Here is an 18,886-nt window from a genome sequence, read left to right as displayed (position 1 = left end):
CAACAACTTCTGAGGATAGAAGAATACGCTAACAAATGAAAGAGAAACATTTAACGAAAAATGATTTGTTGAAATTGCGTTGATCAGGTTGATGCGAGAGTTTAGATAAATAAACAATAAAAGGTTGGTGACGGTTGTTTGGGTGCTGGTGAAGTAATGATGAGTATATTGCCATTCTTAATGTTTCTTGTTTATGTAGTTCCGATAATATTTGTTATTTGGTTTGCGGTTTCGGTTGTTAAATTAGCAAAAGAACGCAATCGCACACTTCAAGATATTTTGAGGAAATTAGATAACAAGTAGGATTAGTTGAATGTGCAATAATAAATTAAAATAGTGGACAGTTTTAAATTTTAAACTATACACTCAGTTTGAAGACAAAAGGCAGTTAAAATAAGCCCTTTTCCTTCGCCTCCGCAAAGAAACGTTCTACCGTTATAAAAATGAAAGAGTAAACAGAAAAGTAAATTGTAGAATTGTATTGGTTTGGAGAAGCGTCCGCTCGACTCCTGCGGGATCTGCGAGACAGTCGAGACCCTAAAGGAGCGTAGCGACGAAGCGGCTCGGCGCTCGCCCCGCGGAAAGCGAGCGGTAAGCTTTGGAAAACCCGCTCAATCCAATATAAAAAATGAGGTAGTCCAAGGCTGGACTACTTCATTTTTTATATTTCAATAAAATAAGAAAAGCTTGATTTATTATAATATTTGTTATATATTTTTAGGGAGGTTGAGTTAAGCGCTTTCCTTAATTTATTTTCCTTAGTTAAAGTCAGGATTAAAAATGGGGTGAAAAGAGGATTCATTAATAAAAATTGCGTGGTTTTATTTTTTTTACACTTATGTAAAGCGCTTTCTTTAAAGCGAATCTTTCTACGTAAACGGAAATAGTGTAGTACACGCGAAAAAAGGAGGAGTATACATATGCTTTGGATTATTGCAGCAACCTTTTTAGCATATACCATTTTTGTAATGTGGTTTTCTTGGTACAAGACAAAAGGTACGGATTTAACAAGTTCAGATGGATATTTTCTTGGAGGAAGAAGTTTAACTGGAATTGTCATTGCAAGTTCTCTTATACTAACAAACTTGTCAACGGAACAAATCGTCGGACTTAATGGACAAGCATTTGGTGAGTCAATGGTTGTAATGGCCTGGGAGGTAACCGCTCCTATAGCTTTGATTCTTATGGCATTTGTATTTTTGCCTCGTTATTTAAAAGCGGGCATAACGACAATTCCAGACTTTTTGGAACAACGTTATGATGTGAGAACGAGACAGATTGTTTCCGTGTTATTTTTATTAGGTTATGCGACCGTATATTTACCAACTGTATTATATTCGGGAGCACTTGTGATTGATAGCATTTTTTCATTAACTACGATCACTAATATTAGTACATTCAAAATCATTTTTTTCATTTCAATGGCGATAGGGATTATCAGTTGTGGCTATGTCATTCTTGGTGGACTTAAAGCTTGCGCAATGAGTGATACGATTAATGGAATCGGTCTTATTATAGGTGGTTTGCTTATTCCATTTTTAGCCTTGTTTGCTCTTGGCGGTGGTAGTTTAGTAGATGGTGTCGGTAAGCTAATGACGGCCAATCCCGCAAAACTGAATTCAATTGGAAACCATTCATCATCTGTGCCTTGGACGGTTTTGTTAACGGGATTATTGTTTAATAACTTATTTTATTGGTGTACGAACCAATCGATTATTCAACGTTCATTAGCCGCAAAAGATTTAGCGGAAGGCCAAAAGGGTGTGCTGTTTGCTGGGATCTTTAAAATATTCGGGGCAACATTTTTAGTCTTGCCCGGTATCATCGCTTACTTGTTATATGGTGGTGCCCTTGGAAACCCGGATATGGCCTATCCCACACTCATTAATGATGTGCTGCCAATAGCATTATCAGGATTCCTGGCCGCTGTTTTATTTGGCGCTATTTTAAGCTCTTTTAATAATGTGTTAAATAGTTCTATTACATTATTTACGCTGGATATTTACAAGCCAATTTTTAAACCGAAAGCAAAAGACGATGAGCTTGTTAAGATCGGCAGGATATTTGCTGCCTTACTTGCAGCTACTGCCGTCATTGTTGCCCCATTCATCATCTATGCTCCATCAGGACTCTTTTATTATTTACAAGAAATGAATGGGTTTTATAGTTTGCCGATAATAGCAATGGTAATGGTAGGATTTTTCAGTAAGCGTGTGCCGAAGAGTGCTCCTAAGATTGCAATAGTAGTCCATGTTATTTTGTATGCGTTGTCAAAATTCATTCTTGACGAAATTAATTTCCTTTATGTTTTAACTGTATTATTCCCAATCAATATTTTAATAATGATTGTGATTGGAAGATTAAAACCTAGAGAAACAGCTTATGAATTATATGATTCTAAGGTAGTTGACCTAAAACCTTGGAAGCATGCAAAAGCTTTTTCCATTCTGATTATTGCGTTAATGGTTGGTGTGTATACGTTCTTCTCTCCAATCGGTGTAGCGAAAGCGGGTTATGATTATTCAAACATGTCACTTGTGTTTTTCTTGGCGAGTCTGATTCTCATCGGGGGAGTGGTTTGGTTCTGGCGTAATACAAATAAGAAACTTGACCCGATACCGAAAGAGACGATTGCAAAAAAAGTAAAACCGGAGCTTAAACAAGAATCCATTTAATATTTTACGAGGTGATTTATGATGAAAAAAGTAACAGTAGGCATTATTGGGGCTGGCAGAATCGGTCAGCTGCATGCTGATAATATATTGAGATCAGGCTTATTCCACTTGAAATCCATATCAGATATAAGCATTGATCATTTAAAAGGAACGCATTTGGAGCAACAAGTACCAGTGCTCACTACACAAACTGATGATATATTGAAGGACCCTGAAATTAACGCGGTTTTCATTTGTTCATCAACGGACACACATGTCGATTTTATTAAAGCTTGCGCAAAGGCCGGGAAGCATATATTTTGTGAAAAACCGATTAGCTTTCATATTGAGGAAACGAAAGAAGCCCTTCAAGTCGTACAAGAGGCTGGTGTGAAATTCCAAGTTGGATTTAACCGTCGGTTTGATAAACATTTCCGCAAAGTCTTTGAAACTGTTCGCGCTGGAAAAATTGGCAAGCCACATATTTTAAAAATAACCTCCAGGGATCCGCAAGCACCTGATGAGTCCTATATTCAGCGTTCTGGTGGGATGTTTATGGATATGACCATTCATGACTTTGATATGATCCGATATCTTTCTGGCAGAGAGGTAGCCGAGGTGTCTGTAAGTGCAGCGAATTTAATTGATCCAAAGTTCAAACGCAATAATGATGTAGATACAGCTATTATCACCTTGACCTTTGATGATGGTTCCCTTGGAGTAATCGATAATAGCCGTCAGGCTGTGTATGGGTATGATCAGCGTATCGAGGTATTCGGGGATGAAGGAGTCGTCTCAGCTGAAAACGAACGTTATACAAACGTCCAAATCTCTACAAAAGATTCAATTACAGTTGATCATCCAAAATACTTCTTCCTTGATCGCTATAAAGAAGCGTATGTAGCAGAAATTGCTGAATTTGCAAAAGCTATTGTTGAAGAAAAACCACTTTCTTGTTCCGGAGAAGATGGATATAAGGCTGAATTAATCGCATTAGCTGCCCAATTATCGTGGAAAGAAAAACGCTCCGTTTCATTATCCGAATTGAATGCGGTTGCAGTGAAATAATCTTTATTATATAAAAAATATTGATTATATTTTGATAATCAGATAGACTTTGGTTAAGCGCTTAACTTATTTTATAGCAGGAGGGATAATATGTCTCAACTACTTTTAAAACCTAAGCAAAGAGACGAAAATGGCAGGGTGTTACATGTAACGCCAGAATCTGCTGGATGGAAGTATGTTGGTTTTGAAGTTTATTCCTTAAAACAAGGAGAAACATTGAGCACATCTACAGAAGAAAATGAAGTATGTCTCGTTCTCTTAAGTGGACGAGCAGACGTTAAAACTGAAAAAGAATCGTTTGAAAATATCGGAAAGAGAATGAGTGTGTTTGAAAAAATACCTCCATACTCCGTTTATGTGCCAAATGAAGATTCCTATACGGTTAAAGCTTTGACAGATCTTGAATTAGCTGTTTGCTTGGCGCCAGGAAAAGGGAATTATCCGGCACGGTTAATTGCACCGGAAGATGTCGGCCAAGAAGATCGTGGATCAGGAAAAATGAGCCGTAAAATCCATAATATTTTACCAGAACAAAAAGAAGCTGATAGTTTGCTAGTTGTAGAGGTTTACACTCCTGATGGGAATACATCCAGTTATCCTCCTCATAAGCATGATGAAGATAACTTGCCAAATGAATCATACTTAGAAGAAACGTACTATCACGAAATCAATCCTTCACAAGGATTTGTCTTTCAACGAGTTTACAATGATGATCGAAGTCTGAATGAGACATTAAGTGTCGAAAACAGAAACGTCGTACTAGTCCCTGAAGGGTATCATCCTGTATCAGCAGTGCCAGGCTATGAATCATACTATTTAAATGTAATGGCTGGTCCGAAACGAACATGGAAGTTTCATAATGATCCAGATCATGAATGGTTATTTCCGAAATAAAAATTTTTAAGTTAGAGATAAAGTGCTTAACTTAAGTGTGTAAAAGTAGGAGGGAATTATATGTACAATTTAGATTTTAAAACTGACCGTTCCATCGACTTAATTGGAATAGGCAGACTGTGCATCGACCTAAATGCTGATCAATTTAATAGACCAATGGAGGAAACATCTTCTTTTACAAAATATGTTGGCGGTTCCCCAGCTAATATTGCGATTGGATCTGCGAGATTGGGCTTGAAATCAGGATTTATCGGTAAAGTTTCAGATGATCAAATGGGCCGTTTTATTGTTCAGTACTTAAAAGATAATCATATTGATACTTCTGGGATCTCGGTTGATCAAACAGGTGCTGTTACAGGACTTGCTTTCACAGAAATTAAAAGCCCTGAAGAATGCAGCATCCTTATGTACCGTGATAATGTAGCTGACTTGAAGCTTGATACGAGCAATGTTTCGGAAGAATATATCAAAAATTCGAAAGCGTTATTAATTTCTGGAACCGCTTTAGCGGCAAGTCCATCGAGAGAGGCCGTATTTTTAGCTCTAGACTATGCGCGTAAACATGATGTAGTTGTCATTTTTGATCTTGATTACCGCCCATATACATGGACATCTGCACAAGAGACGGCTGTTTATTATAATCTAGCCGCTGAGAAATGCGATGTCATTATCGGGACAAGAGAAGAATTCGATATGATGGAACAATTTGAAAGCAATGATAATGATGACCAGCGAACAGCGCAAAAGTGGTTTAGCTATCATGCAGAAATTGTTGTTATCAAACACGGTTCTGAAGGCTCGATTGCTTATACGAAAGATGGATCTTCCCATAGAGGAGGCACGTTTAAAACAAAGGTATTAAAAACTTTTGGTGCAGGTGACTCTTATGCATCGGCGTTTATTTACGGATTGATGAATCAATGGGAGATACCAAAAGCGATGGAATATGGAAGTGCATCTGCTGCGATTGTCATTTCGAAGCATAGTTGTTCAGACGCAATGCCGACAACGGATGAGATTGATCGTTTAATTGCGGAGCAAAAAGTCAGCAAGTAGTACTAAGCATTTTGGCCGAATTAATTTAATAACGGCGCGATTATTAATGAATTTGGCGGGATTACTAATCAAATCGGCGGGATTATCGATTAAACTCGCGGGATTAATCAGATTGCCCCCAATTTACCTTGATGACATCTAGAAAAATCTCAAAATAACATTGGAGGTTACTTAAATGACACAAACTACAGTGAAAACATTACAAAATTATGTGGGCGGAGAATGGATAGACGCAAAAACAACAAAAACCGAGGCAGTTTACAACCCAGCAACAGGTGAAGAAATTGCCCGTGTTCCGATTTCTACACAAGAAGATGTAGATTTAGCGGTTCAAGCGGCTGCTAAAGCATTTGAAACATGGAAAGAGGTAGCTGTTCCAAGACGCGCAAGGATTCTATTTAAATATCAACAACTGCTTGTTGAACATTGGGATGAACTGGCAAAGCTAATCACAATTGAAAACGGTAAAAATTACACAGAGGCACACGGAGAAGTATTGCGCGGAATCGAATGTGTGGAATTTGCAGCAGGTGCACCGACTCTGACAATGGGCTCACAACTGCCTTCGATCGCTACTGGTCTTGAGTCAGGCGTTTACCGTTATCCAATTGGTGTAGTTGGCGGTATTACACCGTTTAACTTCCCAATGATGGTGCCTTGCTGGATGTTCCCGCTCGCTATCGTAACGGGGAACGCATTTGTATTAAAGCCATCTGAGCGTACTCCGCTATTAGCGAATCGTTTGGCGGAACTATTTGAAGAAGCTGGGCTTCCTAAAGGTGTGCTAAATGTTGTTCACGGTGCACATGATGTTGTCAATGGCTTATTGGATCATAAAGATGTAAAAGCTATTTCATTCGTTGGTTCCCAGCCTGTAGCTGAATATGTTTACAAGCGTGGAACAAACAATTTAAAACGCGTTCAAGCTCTTGCTGGAGCTAAGAACCATTCAATTATTCTAGGCGATGCAAACTTGGAAAATGCTGCTGTTCAAGTGCTCAATGCTGCCTTTGGCTCAGCTGGAGAGCGTTGCATGGCATGTTCAGTTGTAGCGATAGAAGAGTCTGTAGCAGATGAGTTTATCGAACTTCTATTGGAAAAAACGAATGAACTTACAATCGGAAACGGATTGGATGAAGGGGTTTTCCTCGGTCCAGTAATCCGTGATCAGCATAAAGAAAAGACTTTGAAATATATTGAAACAGGTGTAGAAGAGGGTGCTCGCCTCCTTCGTGATGGGCGGAATGACGAGAAGGCTAAAGACAAAGGTTATTTCGTTGGCCCAACGATTTTTGATGAAGTGACAAGTGAAATGAAAATCTGGCAAGATGAAATCTTTGCACCAGTTCTATCTATTACACGTGTAAAAAATCTTGAGGAAGCAGTCGATCTTTCAAATCAATCACGATTTGCAAACGGTGCTTGTATCTTTACTAAAGACGGTGGAAGCGTTCGTCAATTCCGTGAAACAATCGACGCAGGAATGCTTGGTGTAAACATTGGCGTGCCGGCTCCAATGGCATTCTTCCCATTCTCCGGATACAAGGATTCTTTCTACGGAGATCTACATGCTAACGGAACGGACGGAGTTGAATTTTATACAAGAAAGAAAGTAGTTACAGCTCGTTGGGTTTAGTTGACTACCTTTCGTGAGGAGCATCCATATATTACTTCATTTTACATGAAGAATGGTGGCGAAAAATGGCGAGTGGCTCGTATATAGGTGTGAGTGGCTTGAATACCGGCGTGAGTGGCTCGCATCCGAGCGTGAGTGGCTTGAATCCGAGCGTGAGTGGCTCGCATCCGGGCGTGAGTGGCTCGAATCTGGGCGAGTGGCTCGCATCCATGCGTGAGTGGCTCGCATCCATGCGTGAGTGGCTCGCATCCATGCGTGAGTGGCTCGCATCCATGCGTGAGTGGCTCGCATCCGGGCGTGAGTGGCTCGAATCTGCGTGAGTGGCTCGAATCTGCGTGAGTGGCTCGCATCCAAGCGTGAGTGGCTCGCATCCGAGCGTGAGTGGCTCGAATCTGGGCGAGTGGCTCGCATCCATGCGTGAGTGGCTCGAATCCGAGCGTGAGTGGCTCGAATCCATGCGTGAGTGGCTCTAAGCCAAGCGCGAGTGGCTCGAATCCTACCGGGAATATTTCGAATCCATTCCCATACGCCAAAAATACAAGCCTAAGTGGCTCCAATGCAATCCAGCCTGAGTGCCCCGCATCCTGCGGGCCTCCGGCTTTCTTTCAAACTGAAAGAATATCATATGTTATGAGGTGAGTTTTTTGAAATTAACAACATCACAAGCGCTCATTAAGTTTTTAAATCAACAATATATTGAAGTGGAAGGCAAAGAACAAAAGCTCTTCAAAGGTATTTTTACTATTTTCGGGCATGGAAATGTATTGGGACTTGGCCAAGCATTGGAAGAAGATAGCGGTGATCTTGAAGTATATCAAGGCCGCAGCGAGCAAGGGATGGCCCATGCTGCCACTGCGTTTGCTAAACAAAATCATCATAAGCAACTGATTGCGTGCACGTCTTCAGTCGGGCCTGGTTCTGCAAATATGATTACAGCGGCAGCGACAGCAACGGCCAATAATATTCCATTATTACTGCTTCCGGGCGATACATTTGCAACGCGTCAGCCAGACCCTGTTCTCCAACAAATTGAACAAACGTACGATGCGAGCATCACGACAAATGATGCGTTTAGGCCTGTAAGCAAATATTGGGACAGAATCACGCGTCCAGAACAATTGATGAGTGCGATGATTAACGCTATGCGTGTGCTTACGAATCAAGCAGATACTGGGGCGGTCACGATTGCCCTTCCACAGGACGTCCAAGGTGAAGCCTATGATTATCCCGAATCCTTCTTTAAAAAACGTGTATATCGTTCGAACAGACAAAAGCCAACAGATCAAGCACTTGCGGAAGCTGTGGAGCTTTTCAACAATAAGACAAAGCCGCTCATTGTTTGTGGCGGGGGAGTGCGTTATTCAGAAGCTGCGGGTGCATTACGTGAATTCGCAGAGAAATTTAACATTCCTTTCGCAGAGACGCAAGCAGGCAAAAGTGCCATTGAAAGCACGCATCCGCTTAATTTGGGAGGGCTTGGTGTAACTGGAAATGCTGCAGCAAATAAAATTGCTAAGGAAGCCGATCTCGTTCTTGGAATTGGGACTAGATTTACAGATTTTACAACAGCCTCAAAACATTTATTTCAATCGGCAGATGTAGACTTTTTAACGATTAATCTATCTGAATTCCATGCGGGGAAGCTAGATGCAACTCCATTGGTTGCTGATGCAAAAGCAGGGCTGGAAGTACTTACACAAAAGCTAGCAGAAATAGATTATAAATCTTCGTATGAAACTGAAATTGAAGCAGCTAAAAATGAGTGGCAAGAAGAATTGTCAAGGTTATATGAAACCGATTACGAAACGGAAGGTTATCAACCAGAAGTTTCGGGTCATTTAGACGAAGTTCTGCCGGAATATGAAAAAACGCTTGGCTCATCTCTCACACAAACGGCAGTCATTGGCAAGATCAATGAAGTTGTAGATGAAGATGCGATCGTTATTGGTGCATCCGGAAGTTTACCAGGGGATTTGCAAAGAATGTGGGTTAGCCGACAGCCAAATACATACCATATGGAATACGGATATTCGTGCATGGGGTATGAAATATCCGGCGCTCTCGGCGTAAAGATGGCTGCACCTGAGCAGGAAGTATATAGCTTTGTCGGGGATGGAAGCTATATGATGCTTCATTCCGAGCTTGTTACAAGTTTACAAGAGAACAAGAAAATTAATGTTCTTCTTTTTGATAACGCAGGGTTCGGTTGTATTAATAATCTTCAAATGGGTAACGGAATGGGCAGTTTCGGAACTGAATTCCGCAAACGTGATAATGAAACGAACCAATTGACGGGATCCATTATGCGTATCGATTTCGCTCAAAGTGCAGCCGGATATGGGGTTAAAACCTATACAGTCAAAACAATGGAAGAGCTGCATGAGGCATTGGAAGATGCGAAGAAACAAACTGTTTCCACGCTGATCGATATTAAAGTTTTACCGAAAACAATGACAGATGGCTATGGTGCTTGGTGGCATGTTGGAGTCGCTGAAGTTTCTCAAAATGAATCTGTTCAAGCCTCTTTTCAAGAAAAGGAAAAACAACTGCAAAAAGCAAGAAAGTACTAAATAGGAGTGTAGGAGAGGGAGCTTATGTTCGAAAAAAACGCCGTGAAACTTGGAATTGCTCCAATCGGATGGACGAATGATGATTTGCCTGAATTAGGTGGAGAAAATACTTTTGAACAATGCATCAGTGAAATGGCGCTTGCAGGATTTACAGGATCTGAAGTGGGCAATAAATATCCGCGAGACATCCCGGTATTGCAAAAAGCTTTGAAGTTGCGAAACTTAGAAATTGCCAGCGCATGGTTTAGTGCATTTTTAACAACGAAACCTTTTGATGAAACGAAAACAGCGTTTTTGGCCCATCGTGATTTTTTATATGAAATGGGTGCAAAAGTCATTGTCGTTTCTGAACAAGGCTATAGTATTCAAGGGCAGCAAGAAACTCCCTTATTTGCAGAAAAGCCAATTTTCACTGAAGATGACTGGGGAAAACTTGCTTCAGGTTTAAATAAACTTGGGGAACTGGCTCAGGAAAAGGATATGAAGCTTGTTTATCACCACCATATGGGGACAGGTGTACAAACGACTGAAGAGATTAATCAATTAATGGAAATGACGGATGAAAATCTGGTCTATTTACTTTATGATACGGGGCACCTTTATTTTTCAGGTGAGAATCCTTTAGAAGTTTTAGAAAACCATATGTCGAGAATAAAGCATGTCCATTTAAAAGATGTTCGTCCCGAGGTTGCCAAAATGGTAAAGCAAGATGGCTTAAGTTTCTTAACGGGCGTAAAAGAAGGAGTTTTTACCGTGCCTGGAAACGGCGCCGTTGATTTTAAGCCAATCTTTGAAATCTTAGCACAGTCAGGCTATGAAGGATGGATGATTGTTGAAGCGGAACAAGATCCATCAAAAGCAAATCCTTTCGAATATGCTTTAATGGCTCGAAACTATATTAAAGAAACAGCAGGGGTGTGAGGCATCATGAAAAAAGTAAAAGTCGGAATTGTTGGGCTTGGTCGTTTAGGGCTCCAACATGCAAAGAATTTGGCATTCCGAATCCCTCATTGTGAACTAACGGCAGTATGCAGTGTCATCGAGGAAGAAGTCAATGAAGTTATGCAAAAATGGAATATTCCATTCGGATATACAAACTATGAAGATATGCTTAAAAATAAAGAGTTGGATGCCATATTTATCGCCTCACCTTCCGGATATCATTGCAAACAAATTAACCAAGCATTGGAAGCTGGATTTCATGTTTTCAGTGAAAAACCTTTAGGCCTTTATATGGAAGAAGCACTTGAAGTCCAAACAGCGGTAGAAGCTCACCCGGATCAAGTGTTTATGCTTGGATTTATGCGCAGGTATGATCGTTCTTACGCTGCTGCCAAGCAAAAAATTGATGCCGGTGAAATCGGCCAACCGGTTTTAATCAGATGTTATGGCTTGGATCCTGCTAATAAAATGGATAGTTTCCTGAAATTTGCCAAAGCGAATTATAGTGGCGGATTATTCCTCGATATGGCCATTCATGATTTTGATTTGGCACGCTGGTATTTAGGAGCAGAGCCGGAAGAAATATGGGCAATCGGCGGCAGCTATGCTCGTCCAGAATTTGACGAAATCCAAGATGCAGAAACGGGTGCTGCAATGGTCCGGTTTGATAATAATACAACTGGGATATTTGTAGCTGGCCGAAATTGTGCCCATGGCTATCATATTGAAACCGAAATCATTGGCACGAAAGGAACGCTTCGGATCGGAACGGTTCCTGAACGAAACCAAATCGTCATCATGAAGGAAGAAGGCGCGATTCAAGAGTGCGTAGATGGTTTCTTAGAGCGCTTTGAGCAAGCATATTTAAGTGAAGTTGAAGAATTTATCAACTGTATTTTGGAAAAGCGTAAACCGGAAGTTACTGTCAAAGATGGAGTTGAATCTACTAAACTTGCCTATGCCTGTAAAAAGTCTTTCGAAACTAAGACGCTGATCAATGTGAAGGAAGAAAGCGTTGCATATAACTAAAGTCTTGGCCTTAATTGATAAGAAACACATGCACCACTTCTTTCTGCCTATTCAGTATGATAAAATTCCTAAGGCGGTATTAAGCGGGAAACAACAACAGAATAGGTGTTGCATAAGAAATGAGGCATTGTTATGAAACCAACCATATATGATGTTGCAAAAGAAGCAGGCGTATCAATTGCGACCGTATCGAAGGTAATAAATAATACAGGGAAAATGCGGGATTCTACAAGAGAAAATGTTAAAGAGGCCATGCTAAGGCTTAATTATCAACCAAGTTTAATGGCTTCTGCATTGACCGGTAAAGGAACGGAAACCCTTGGTTTATTAGTTCCCGACATATCTAACCCGTTTTTTTCAGAGATGGCTCGAACGATAGAAGATCGTGCGCATGAATCAGGGATGAGTGTGATTATGTGCAGTACGGATGAAAATCCGGAAAAAGAAAAGAAGTATCTAGAATTATTGCAAAGAAAACAAGTAGATGGGTTTATTGTTGCATCTAGTTTTCAAGATAAAAATCTGTTAAAAGGTTTAAAGAAACTGCGCATTCCGCTCGTGATGCTAACGCAAGATGATATTGGACTTGATGTGACATCTGTTTCAGTGGATGACTTTAAGGGCGGTTACGAAGCTACCTCACATCTTATCACTGCGGGTCATCGAAATATCGCCATCATTGCGGAAAATGCTAATAGCAGTAAGATGCGCATATATGGATATCGAGAAGCACACGCCGAGCATGGTTTAATATGCTCCGAAGAGAATATTTTTCAAACGACCGCTTCCATTACAAATGGCAAAGAGTGCCTAAAAAACATGGTTCAAAAAGAAAATGTGCCTACAGCGATTTTTGCCTGTAATGATTTAATTGCCATTGGTGTCATTCAAGGTGCGAAAGAACTGGGCTTAAAGGTGCCGGAGGATTTATCTATCGTTGGCTTCGATAATACCATTTTAGCGACCACAACTGTTCCAGCTTTGACAACGGTTGCACAACCCATTACAGAAATGGGTAATAAAGTTGTAGACGTCATTATTGAAGAAATCAAAGAAAAAAACCGTGGGAAAGAACGGGTTTTATTCAATCCGCAGCTAATCGTTAGAGGAACAACCACATCTATCGATTAGGCGGAGAAAGAAATATCAAATATGGCCACGGGATTGCCCGTGGCTTTCTTTATTTTTGGATAAAAAAGAAGAGGATTACAAAGGATAATTCCTACTATCATGCAGTATAGGAGGGATTATCGTGAATAAAAGAGTAATTTCTGTAATCATTATATTAATCATTCTCTTTAGTACACCAATGAATTCTTCATTTTATGTGGACGCTAAAGAGAGTAGTAAAGTAAAAAATGTTATTTTTATGATTCCAGACGGCTTTTCTACTTCTTATGCCACCAACTATCGTTGGTATAAGGGGGAGGATTCAATTATGGACAGTATGTTGGTAGGTATGCATCGTACCTTTTCTGCAAGTTCAGAAGTAACGGACTCCGCGGCTGCAGCAACCGCCATGGCAACAGGAGTTAAAACGAATAACGGGATGATCAGTATTGCTCCTACTGGCGAGACATTAAAAACAATATTAGAAGCTTCAAAAGATGCAGGTAAAGCAGCAGGCCTTGTAGCAACATCAACAATTACTTATGCGACTCCAGCGGCGTTTGCCTCACATGTGGCATCTCGCACCGATGAAGCGGAAATTGCACCTCAGTACATTTATAATAAAGTGGATGTCATTCTCGGCGGCGGAAAAAAGTACTTTCCCGAAACCTTGATCAATAGAGCGAAAAAAAATGGCTATCACTTTGTTTCTAATCGCGATGAATTACTGAATGCTAAAAAAACAGACAAGTTAATTGGATTGTTTTCAGAAATAGGGATGGCTCCCGAATTGGATCGACATGCTACAACTGAGCCAAGCCTTGCGGAAATGACTGAAGCAGCTTTAAAGATACTGAAAAAAAATAGAGACGGATTTTTTCTGATGGTGGAAGGAAGCCAAGTTGATTGGGCCGGTCATGCCAATGATGCTGCATGGGCAATGAAAGATATTCAAGCATTTGAGGGCGCTGTCGCCAAAGCACTCGCATTCGCCAAGAAAGATAAAAAGACACTGATTGTTATTGCAGGAGACCATGATACAGGCGGAATGTCTGTTGGAGGATATGGCCTGTATGATGCAAAGTTAGAAGTCCTTCGGAGAGTCACAGCAACAGGTGATTTTATGGTGAGCCAATTAACAAAAGACCGGAGCAATGTGAAAGATGTGGTTAAGAAGCACGCAAACATTGACCTGACAGAAGAAGAAATCCAAAAAATAAAAACGGCAACCAAACCGGATTTGGCGATGAATGAAATAGTGTCCGAAAGGGCGCTTGTCGGTTGGACAACGAAACAGCATACAGGTGTTGATGTGCCGCTCTATGCATATGGTCCTGGCTCCGATTTATTCAGAGGGTTGCACAACAATACCGATCTCCCCGCATTAATGGCAAAATTAATGAAAATAAAATTTTTACAATCAAAGTAAACCATTATGAGGACAGTAATCCTTCTTTTTAGCGAATCCTGTCCACAAAAACCCATCTAATATTAAGTAAACTTCTCTCCAAAACTGAGAATTTTAGCAAAAAATTAAATTTTCTGTTAAAATAGTAATAACTATGTAATCAGGATAACTTTAAGGGGTGCTAGCATATGGGGAAGACAGTAGAGAGAGAAAACGCCCTTATAATTGAAACACTTAAGTGGTTTGCAGATTCCTCAAATGAAATGTTAATTTTGCTTGATTCCAAAGGAAGAATCAAGTACGTGAACGCTTCATTTGAAAAAAATTTGCAATATGATTTTTCTGAGTTGGTCCATATGAATTACTTAGATCTTATTCATGATGATGACCGTGAGAAAACAATGGAAGTGGTAAAGGCGATACAAAATAAAAATTTCTTCTCTCCATATACGAATAGATATCGCCGGAAAGATGGAACATTTATCACCTTGCTTTGGTGTAATGGAAAAGCAATTAATGATGGTTGGGTGCACGCGGTTGCCCGTCTGTCTGAGGACACTATTGAAAATTTCGGAAAAGATCTTGCTAATTATATCGGGGCGAATAATCTGTTCGATATTTCAGAAGAGGCTGCTGATATGTGTGATTTGGAAGGACGCGTTATTTTTCTGAACTCTGCATTCGAGCAAATGTACGGCTGGAAATCGGCGGAAATAATGGGAAAGACTTTACCTGTAATTCCAGAGCATCTTCAATATGAATTTGGAGACATCGTAGGGGAAGTTTTAGTCGGCAAAAAATTAGTCCATCGACAGACGCTAAGGATGAAAAAAGATGGGACCATTTTTCCGGTCTCATTGATTGTCTCACCTATTATCGATGATACTGGGAGAATCATCGGGAATGTAGCGATTACAAAAGACCTTACTGAGCTATTGGAAACAAAAATGTTAATTGAAAGGCAAAATGAGGTAATTGCTGAACGGGAAAAATTATTACTTGAGATAACCGAGAATATAAGTGAAGTTATTTGTTTATTTGATTTTGAACAATCTAAATTTCTTTATATAAGCCCCTCTTATGAAAAGCTTTGGGGTTTTAATATTGAAGCGATGTATACAGACCCAACTGTCATGTTTGAAAGATTTGAACCGGAGGATTTTGAAAGAATTAAAAGAATCTTCTCATCTCCTTGTAATGATCCGATTGAAATTGAATTTAAGTTGAAGGATATTGAAGGTGGGGAAGAAAGATGGGTCAGAACGAAAGTCACGCCTATGGCAAATGAAAATGGGCAAATTACACGTAATCTTAGTGTAACCCAAGATATAACGGAATGGAAAAAGAAGGACCAAATGATCAAGAAGCAAGATAAATTAGGAGTACTCGGCCAATTGGCAGCAGGAATCGCACATGAAATCAGGAATCCGCTGACAGCGGTAAAGGGATTTTCACAGCTGATTGCCCAAGAATCAAAAAGTACATATAATCATATTATTTTAACAGAGCTTGAGAGAATCGAGTCGATCGTAAATGAGTTTTTAATGTTAGCAAAACCACAAGAGGAAATGAAATTTGTTAGCAGTGATATTAATGTAATTTTACAAGAAGTCATTTTTTTCATGAATCCTGAAGCCTTACTACATAAAGTACAAATTAATATGAATTTTGAAAGAAAATTACCAGCGATTAGCTGCGAGCCAAAGCAAATTAAGCAAGTGGTCATGAATTTAATTAAAAATGCGATTGAATCAATGCCTTTGGGAGGTAATATACATATTGCAACAACCCTCATGCCTAATGGATATGTACAGATTGAAGTTAAAGATGAAGGAATGGGCATTCCAAAAGAATTCCTGAATCGGTTGGGTGAGCCTTTTTATTCTAATAAAGAAAAAGGCACGGGTCTTGGCCTTATGGTCAGCTATAAGATTATTGAAAATCATCGAGGAACAATTCAATTTACCAATAATGATGAAAAAGGTACCACTGTGACAATAAAGCTACCGTCAGATAGTGGCGAATAAGTTCGATAATGCGAGGATGGGCAAAAAGTTGCTAATCCTTTTTTTTGTTTGCTTAACTTTATCAAGCGACTAAATTATGGAAATGACCATTACTAAAAGTAATGTTTAAAAAATGATTATTTATACCTACTTTTGTAAAAAAACGGAAAAAATTTCACCGAATTGTGGGTATTTTTATTCGACATACCTCGCTTGTCACAATTTAAACCGTGTAATAGGACCTGAAAATTATCTCAGTTTCAAAGTAATGCTGGTTAAAAGGACTTAGGTAAATTTCGACACCATTTTCGAGACGTTTGACCTAAATGTGAACATGTTATTAACTTATAAAATAAAAACAATATTTGTTAAGTTTACATTTGTTGATTACGCTGCAAAGAAACGAGGTCAAAGAATGCTGGAGTCAAAGAGAAAAGCGATTATATTTTTTGTGATTTCTTTATTATTAGCATTAACATCCGGATTTCTTGTTTTAAAAAAGGTTCAGGCTCTAAACAACAATTTAGGCACAATGGTGCAAATCTTTGTTGCTAATGATGACATCCCTTCTAGAGCGCTGATTCGTCCGGAAGACATAAAAATGGAAGAGATTCCTCAAAAATATTTAAGAGATTACCATATTACTAATGCTGAAGAACTAATGAATAAGGTTTCAATTGTACCTTTATCAACAGGGGACATTATTACAAAGAACATGCTGAAGCAAGCTTCTTCAGTTGTTGAAGAAAATAACCGCCTTATTACTCTCATGCAGGCCGACAGAATTTTCTTCGATGAGCCATTAGAGGCAATGGATCGTGTCGATATCATTGTTTCTCATCGTTTTAACTCAAAAGAGGAAACAATCGTCTTTATGAAAGATGTTAAAGTCGCAAGAGTTGCAAAAGAAAAGAACAAATTTAAAGGTGTCCAGCTTGAGGTTCCATTGGAAGCTGCTCCAGAGCTGATTCATATGCAAAACTATGCGGATAGTGTCCGAATCGTTAAAGCCAATGTAGGAAAATTGGAGTCGATGCAGCTTGAGGATACAGATCAAAAAGCACCGGGAGAGAAGATAATAGAAGAGAAGGCTGATATTGAAAATCAAGAAATGGACGCAAATCAACAACCTGCTAAATCTAAAACGAAAGATGCTGAAAAGTCAACTAAAGAGGAAGTGACAAAAGAAGAAAAAACGAAGGAAAAGCAAAAGCCGGATCCAAAGCAGAAGAAGCAAGGAAACTAAATGGCCCGCTAGCTAATCTTTCATATGAACATGGCTTTCAGTAATTGCTTTTTGAAGCTGTGCGAACTGACGGAGGGAACCAATGAGCAAACGAACGGAACTATTGATTGTAGGAGAAGATAATGAGCTTTACGAATCTATTCATGAAACATTAAAGGATACATTCCAAATTAAATTAATCGAGCCGAATCAAATCCGATCCGAATTTCGGGATACACAAACTAATCTTGCGATTGTGTTGAAAAACGGTGCGGAGTCTCCACTCGATATCATTCCATTTTTACTAAAAGAAAATCCTCAAATGTCCATTTTGTATATTCATGATGGTCAGGATTTCCAATTACTTCGGGATGTGATTCGTGCAGGTGCAATCGATTATTTAGTAATTCCTGACGAAATGAATATATTGGCTGATCGAATTCATGGTCTTGCAACAAGACAGGCAGGCAATGCAGAAGTTGCAGCTGGAGGTGGTTTCAAGCGAGGAAATGGCCAAGTATTTGCCTTTTACAGCGGGAAAGGCGGAACAGGAAAAACATTCCTAAGTACAGCATTTGCCCAAACACTAAAGCTTGAATCGACGGCTCAAGTATTACATATCGATTTAAATCTCCAATATGGTGGAGCGGAAACTTTTCTTGGGATAGATAGCAGTCGATCTTTAATTGATTTAAAACCTGTTATTCATGAAATCAACGAAAATCATATCCGGAATATTTCGGAAAATGAGCCATCATCAAAACTAGAAGTTTTAATCAGTCCCCGTGATGCGGAACTTGCGGAAAGTATTGATGGCGAATTCGTCACCCGTTTATTAAGAGCCTGCCGTAGAAGCTACGATTTCATTATTATTGATCTTCCATCGATGATTGATGAAAATTCATACGCTGCCCTAGAAGAGGCTGATCGTATCTATTATGTGATTACACTTGATACCCCCTCCATTCGAGTATTAAAACATGCAGAGGAACTTTTCCAAAGGCTTAACATTGTCGTTGAAGAGAGAATGGAAATAGTGATTAATGAAAAAGGCAGAGAGAACGAGCTCACCAAAAAAGACTTGGAACGCTTTGTCCAATATCCTGTAGCTGCGGAAATACGAAGAGATATCAAAGGTGTGCAAGCAGCCATCAACCAAGGAAAGCCAATCAGAACCGAACCAAAAGAAAAAAAATTAATCCCTGCAGCAAAAGACATACATAAATGGGTTAACTCGATGCTGAAGTGATCCAAAGCGAAAGCGCCCGTTCATCAGGCACTTAAAATA

At 39.6% G+C, this 18,886-nt stretch carries 15 protein-coding genes; all 15 read left to right on the top strand.

Translation table 11 applies throughout. From position 1 onward, the window contains the following. Nucleotides 1–138 precede the first annotated feature (138 nt). The 15 genes from KHA88_RS19295 to KHA88_RS19230 all read left to right on the top strand — a co-directional run bounded on the left by KHA88_RS19295 (nt 139) and on the right by KHA88_RS19230 (nt 18,847). On the top strand, nt 139–303 hold the full coding sequence (locus KHA88_RS19295) for a hypothetical protein (protein WP_213122708.1): 165 nt from the start codon (nt 139–141) through the stop codon (nt 301–303). 617 nt (nt 304–920) lie between these two features. Continuing rightward, a complete protein-coding gene (locus tag KHA88_RS19290; RefSeq protein WP_213122665.1) occupies nt 921–2,675 on the top strand; it encodes a solute:sodium symporter family transporter in 1,755 nt (584 codons plus the stop codon). A 21-nt stretch (nt 2,676–2,696) separates the two neighbouring features. Next, complete coding sequence (gene iolG / locus KHA88_RS19285; protein WP_213122664.1) at nt 2,697–3,722, top strand: inositol 2-dehydrogenase; 1,026 nt, start codon at nt 2,697–2,699, stop codon at nt 3,720–3,722. A 90-nt stretch (nt 3,723–3,812) separates the two neighbouring features. After that, nucleotides 3,813–4,616: a 5-deoxy-glucuronate isomerase gene (gene iolB / locus KHA88_RS19280; protein ID WP_213099938.1), complete on the top strand. Its 804-nt coding sequence runs from the start codon at nt 3,813–3,815 to the stop codon at nt 4,614–4,616. Between the two features lie 60 nt (nt 4,617–4,676). Next, nucleotides 4,677–5,672 carry a 5-dehydro-2-deoxygluconokinase gene (gene iolC, locus KHA88_RS19275; protein WP_213122663.1) on the top strand — a complete coding sequence of 332 codons (996 nt, stop codon included), beginning with the start codon at nt 4,677–4,679 and terminating at the stop codon, nt 5,670–5,672. A gap of 175 nt (nt 5,673–5,847) precedes the next feature. Then, nucleotides 5,848–7,308, top strand: a complete 1,461-nt coding sequence (locus KHA88_RS19270) for a CoA-acylating methylmalonate-semialdehyde dehydrogenase (RefSeq protein ID WP_213122662.1) — start codon at nt 5,848–5,850, stop codon at nt 7,306–7,308. A 177-nt stretch (nt 7,309–7,485) separates the two neighbouring features. Next, entirely contained in the window at nt 7,486–7,647 is a 162-nt protein-coding gene (locus KHA88_RS21500) for a hypothetical protein (protein ID WP_430413721.1), read from the top strand. 296 nt (nt 7,648–7,943) lie between these two features. After that, a complete protein-coding gene (gene iolD, locus KHA88_RS19265) occupies nt 7,944–9,878 on the top strand; it encodes a 3D-(3,5/4)-trihydroxycyclohexane-1,2-dione acylhydrolase (decyclizing) (RefSeq protein ID WP_213122661.1) in 1,935 nt (644 codons plus the stop codon). A gap of 24 nt (nt 9,879–9,902) precedes the next feature. Then, nucleotides 9,903–10,799 (top strand): myo-inosose-2 dehydratase, encoded by an 897-nt coding sequence (gene iolE / locus KHA88_RS19260; protein WP_213099942.1) that lies wholly within the window; start codon nt 9,903–9,905, stop codon nt 10,797–10,799. A gap of 6 nt (nt 10,800–10,805) precedes the next feature. Then, entirely contained in the window at nt 10,806–11,849 is a 1,044-nt protein-coding gene (locus KHA88_RS19255) for a Gfo/Idh/MocA family protein (protein ID WP_213122660.1), read from the top strand. Between the two features lie 132 nt (nt 11,850–11,981). Then, nucleotides 11,982–12,980: a LacI family DNA-binding transcriptional regulator gene (locus KHA88_RS19250; protein ID WP_213122659.1), complete on the top strand. Its 999-nt coding sequence runs from the start codon at nt 11,982–11,984 to the stop codon at nt 12,978–12,980. 178 nt (nt 12,981–13,158) lie between these two features. After that, nucleotides 13,159–14,388: an alkaline phosphatase gene (locus tag KHA88_RS19245; protein ID WP_213122700.1), complete on the top strand. Its 1,230-nt coding sequence runs from the start codon at nt 13,159–13,161 to the stop codon at nt 14,386–14,388. Nucleotides 14,389–14,555: 167 nt separating this feature from the next. Further along, a complete protein-coding gene (locus KHA88_RS19240; protein ID WP_213122658.1) occupies nt 14,556–16,394 on the top strand; it encodes a PAS domain-containing protein in 1,839 nt (612 codons plus the stop codon). Between the two features lie 394 nt (nt 16,395–16,788). After that, nucleotides 16,789–17,619, top strand: a complete 831-nt coding sequence (cpaB, locus tag KHA88_RS19235) for a Flp pilus assembly protein CpaB (RefSeq protein WP_213122657.1) — start codon at nt 16,789–16,791, stop codon at nt 17,617–17,619. Between the two features lie 82 nt (nt 17,620–17,701). Further along, entirely contained in the window at nt 17,702–18,847 is a 1,146-nt protein-coding gene (locus KHA88_RS19230; protein ID WP_213099947.1) for a CpaE/TadZ family protein, read from the top strand. Nucleotides 18,848–18,886: the final 39 nt, after the last annotated feature.

This window comes from Lederbergia citrea (assembly GCF_018343525.1).
Lineage (GTDB): Bacteria > Bacillota > Bacilli > Bacillales > Bacillaceae_C > Lederbergia > Lederbergia citrea.
The sequence above is the reverse complement of the archived record's forward strand: the minus strand, read 5'-3'. Positions and strand labels throughout refer to the sequence as shown.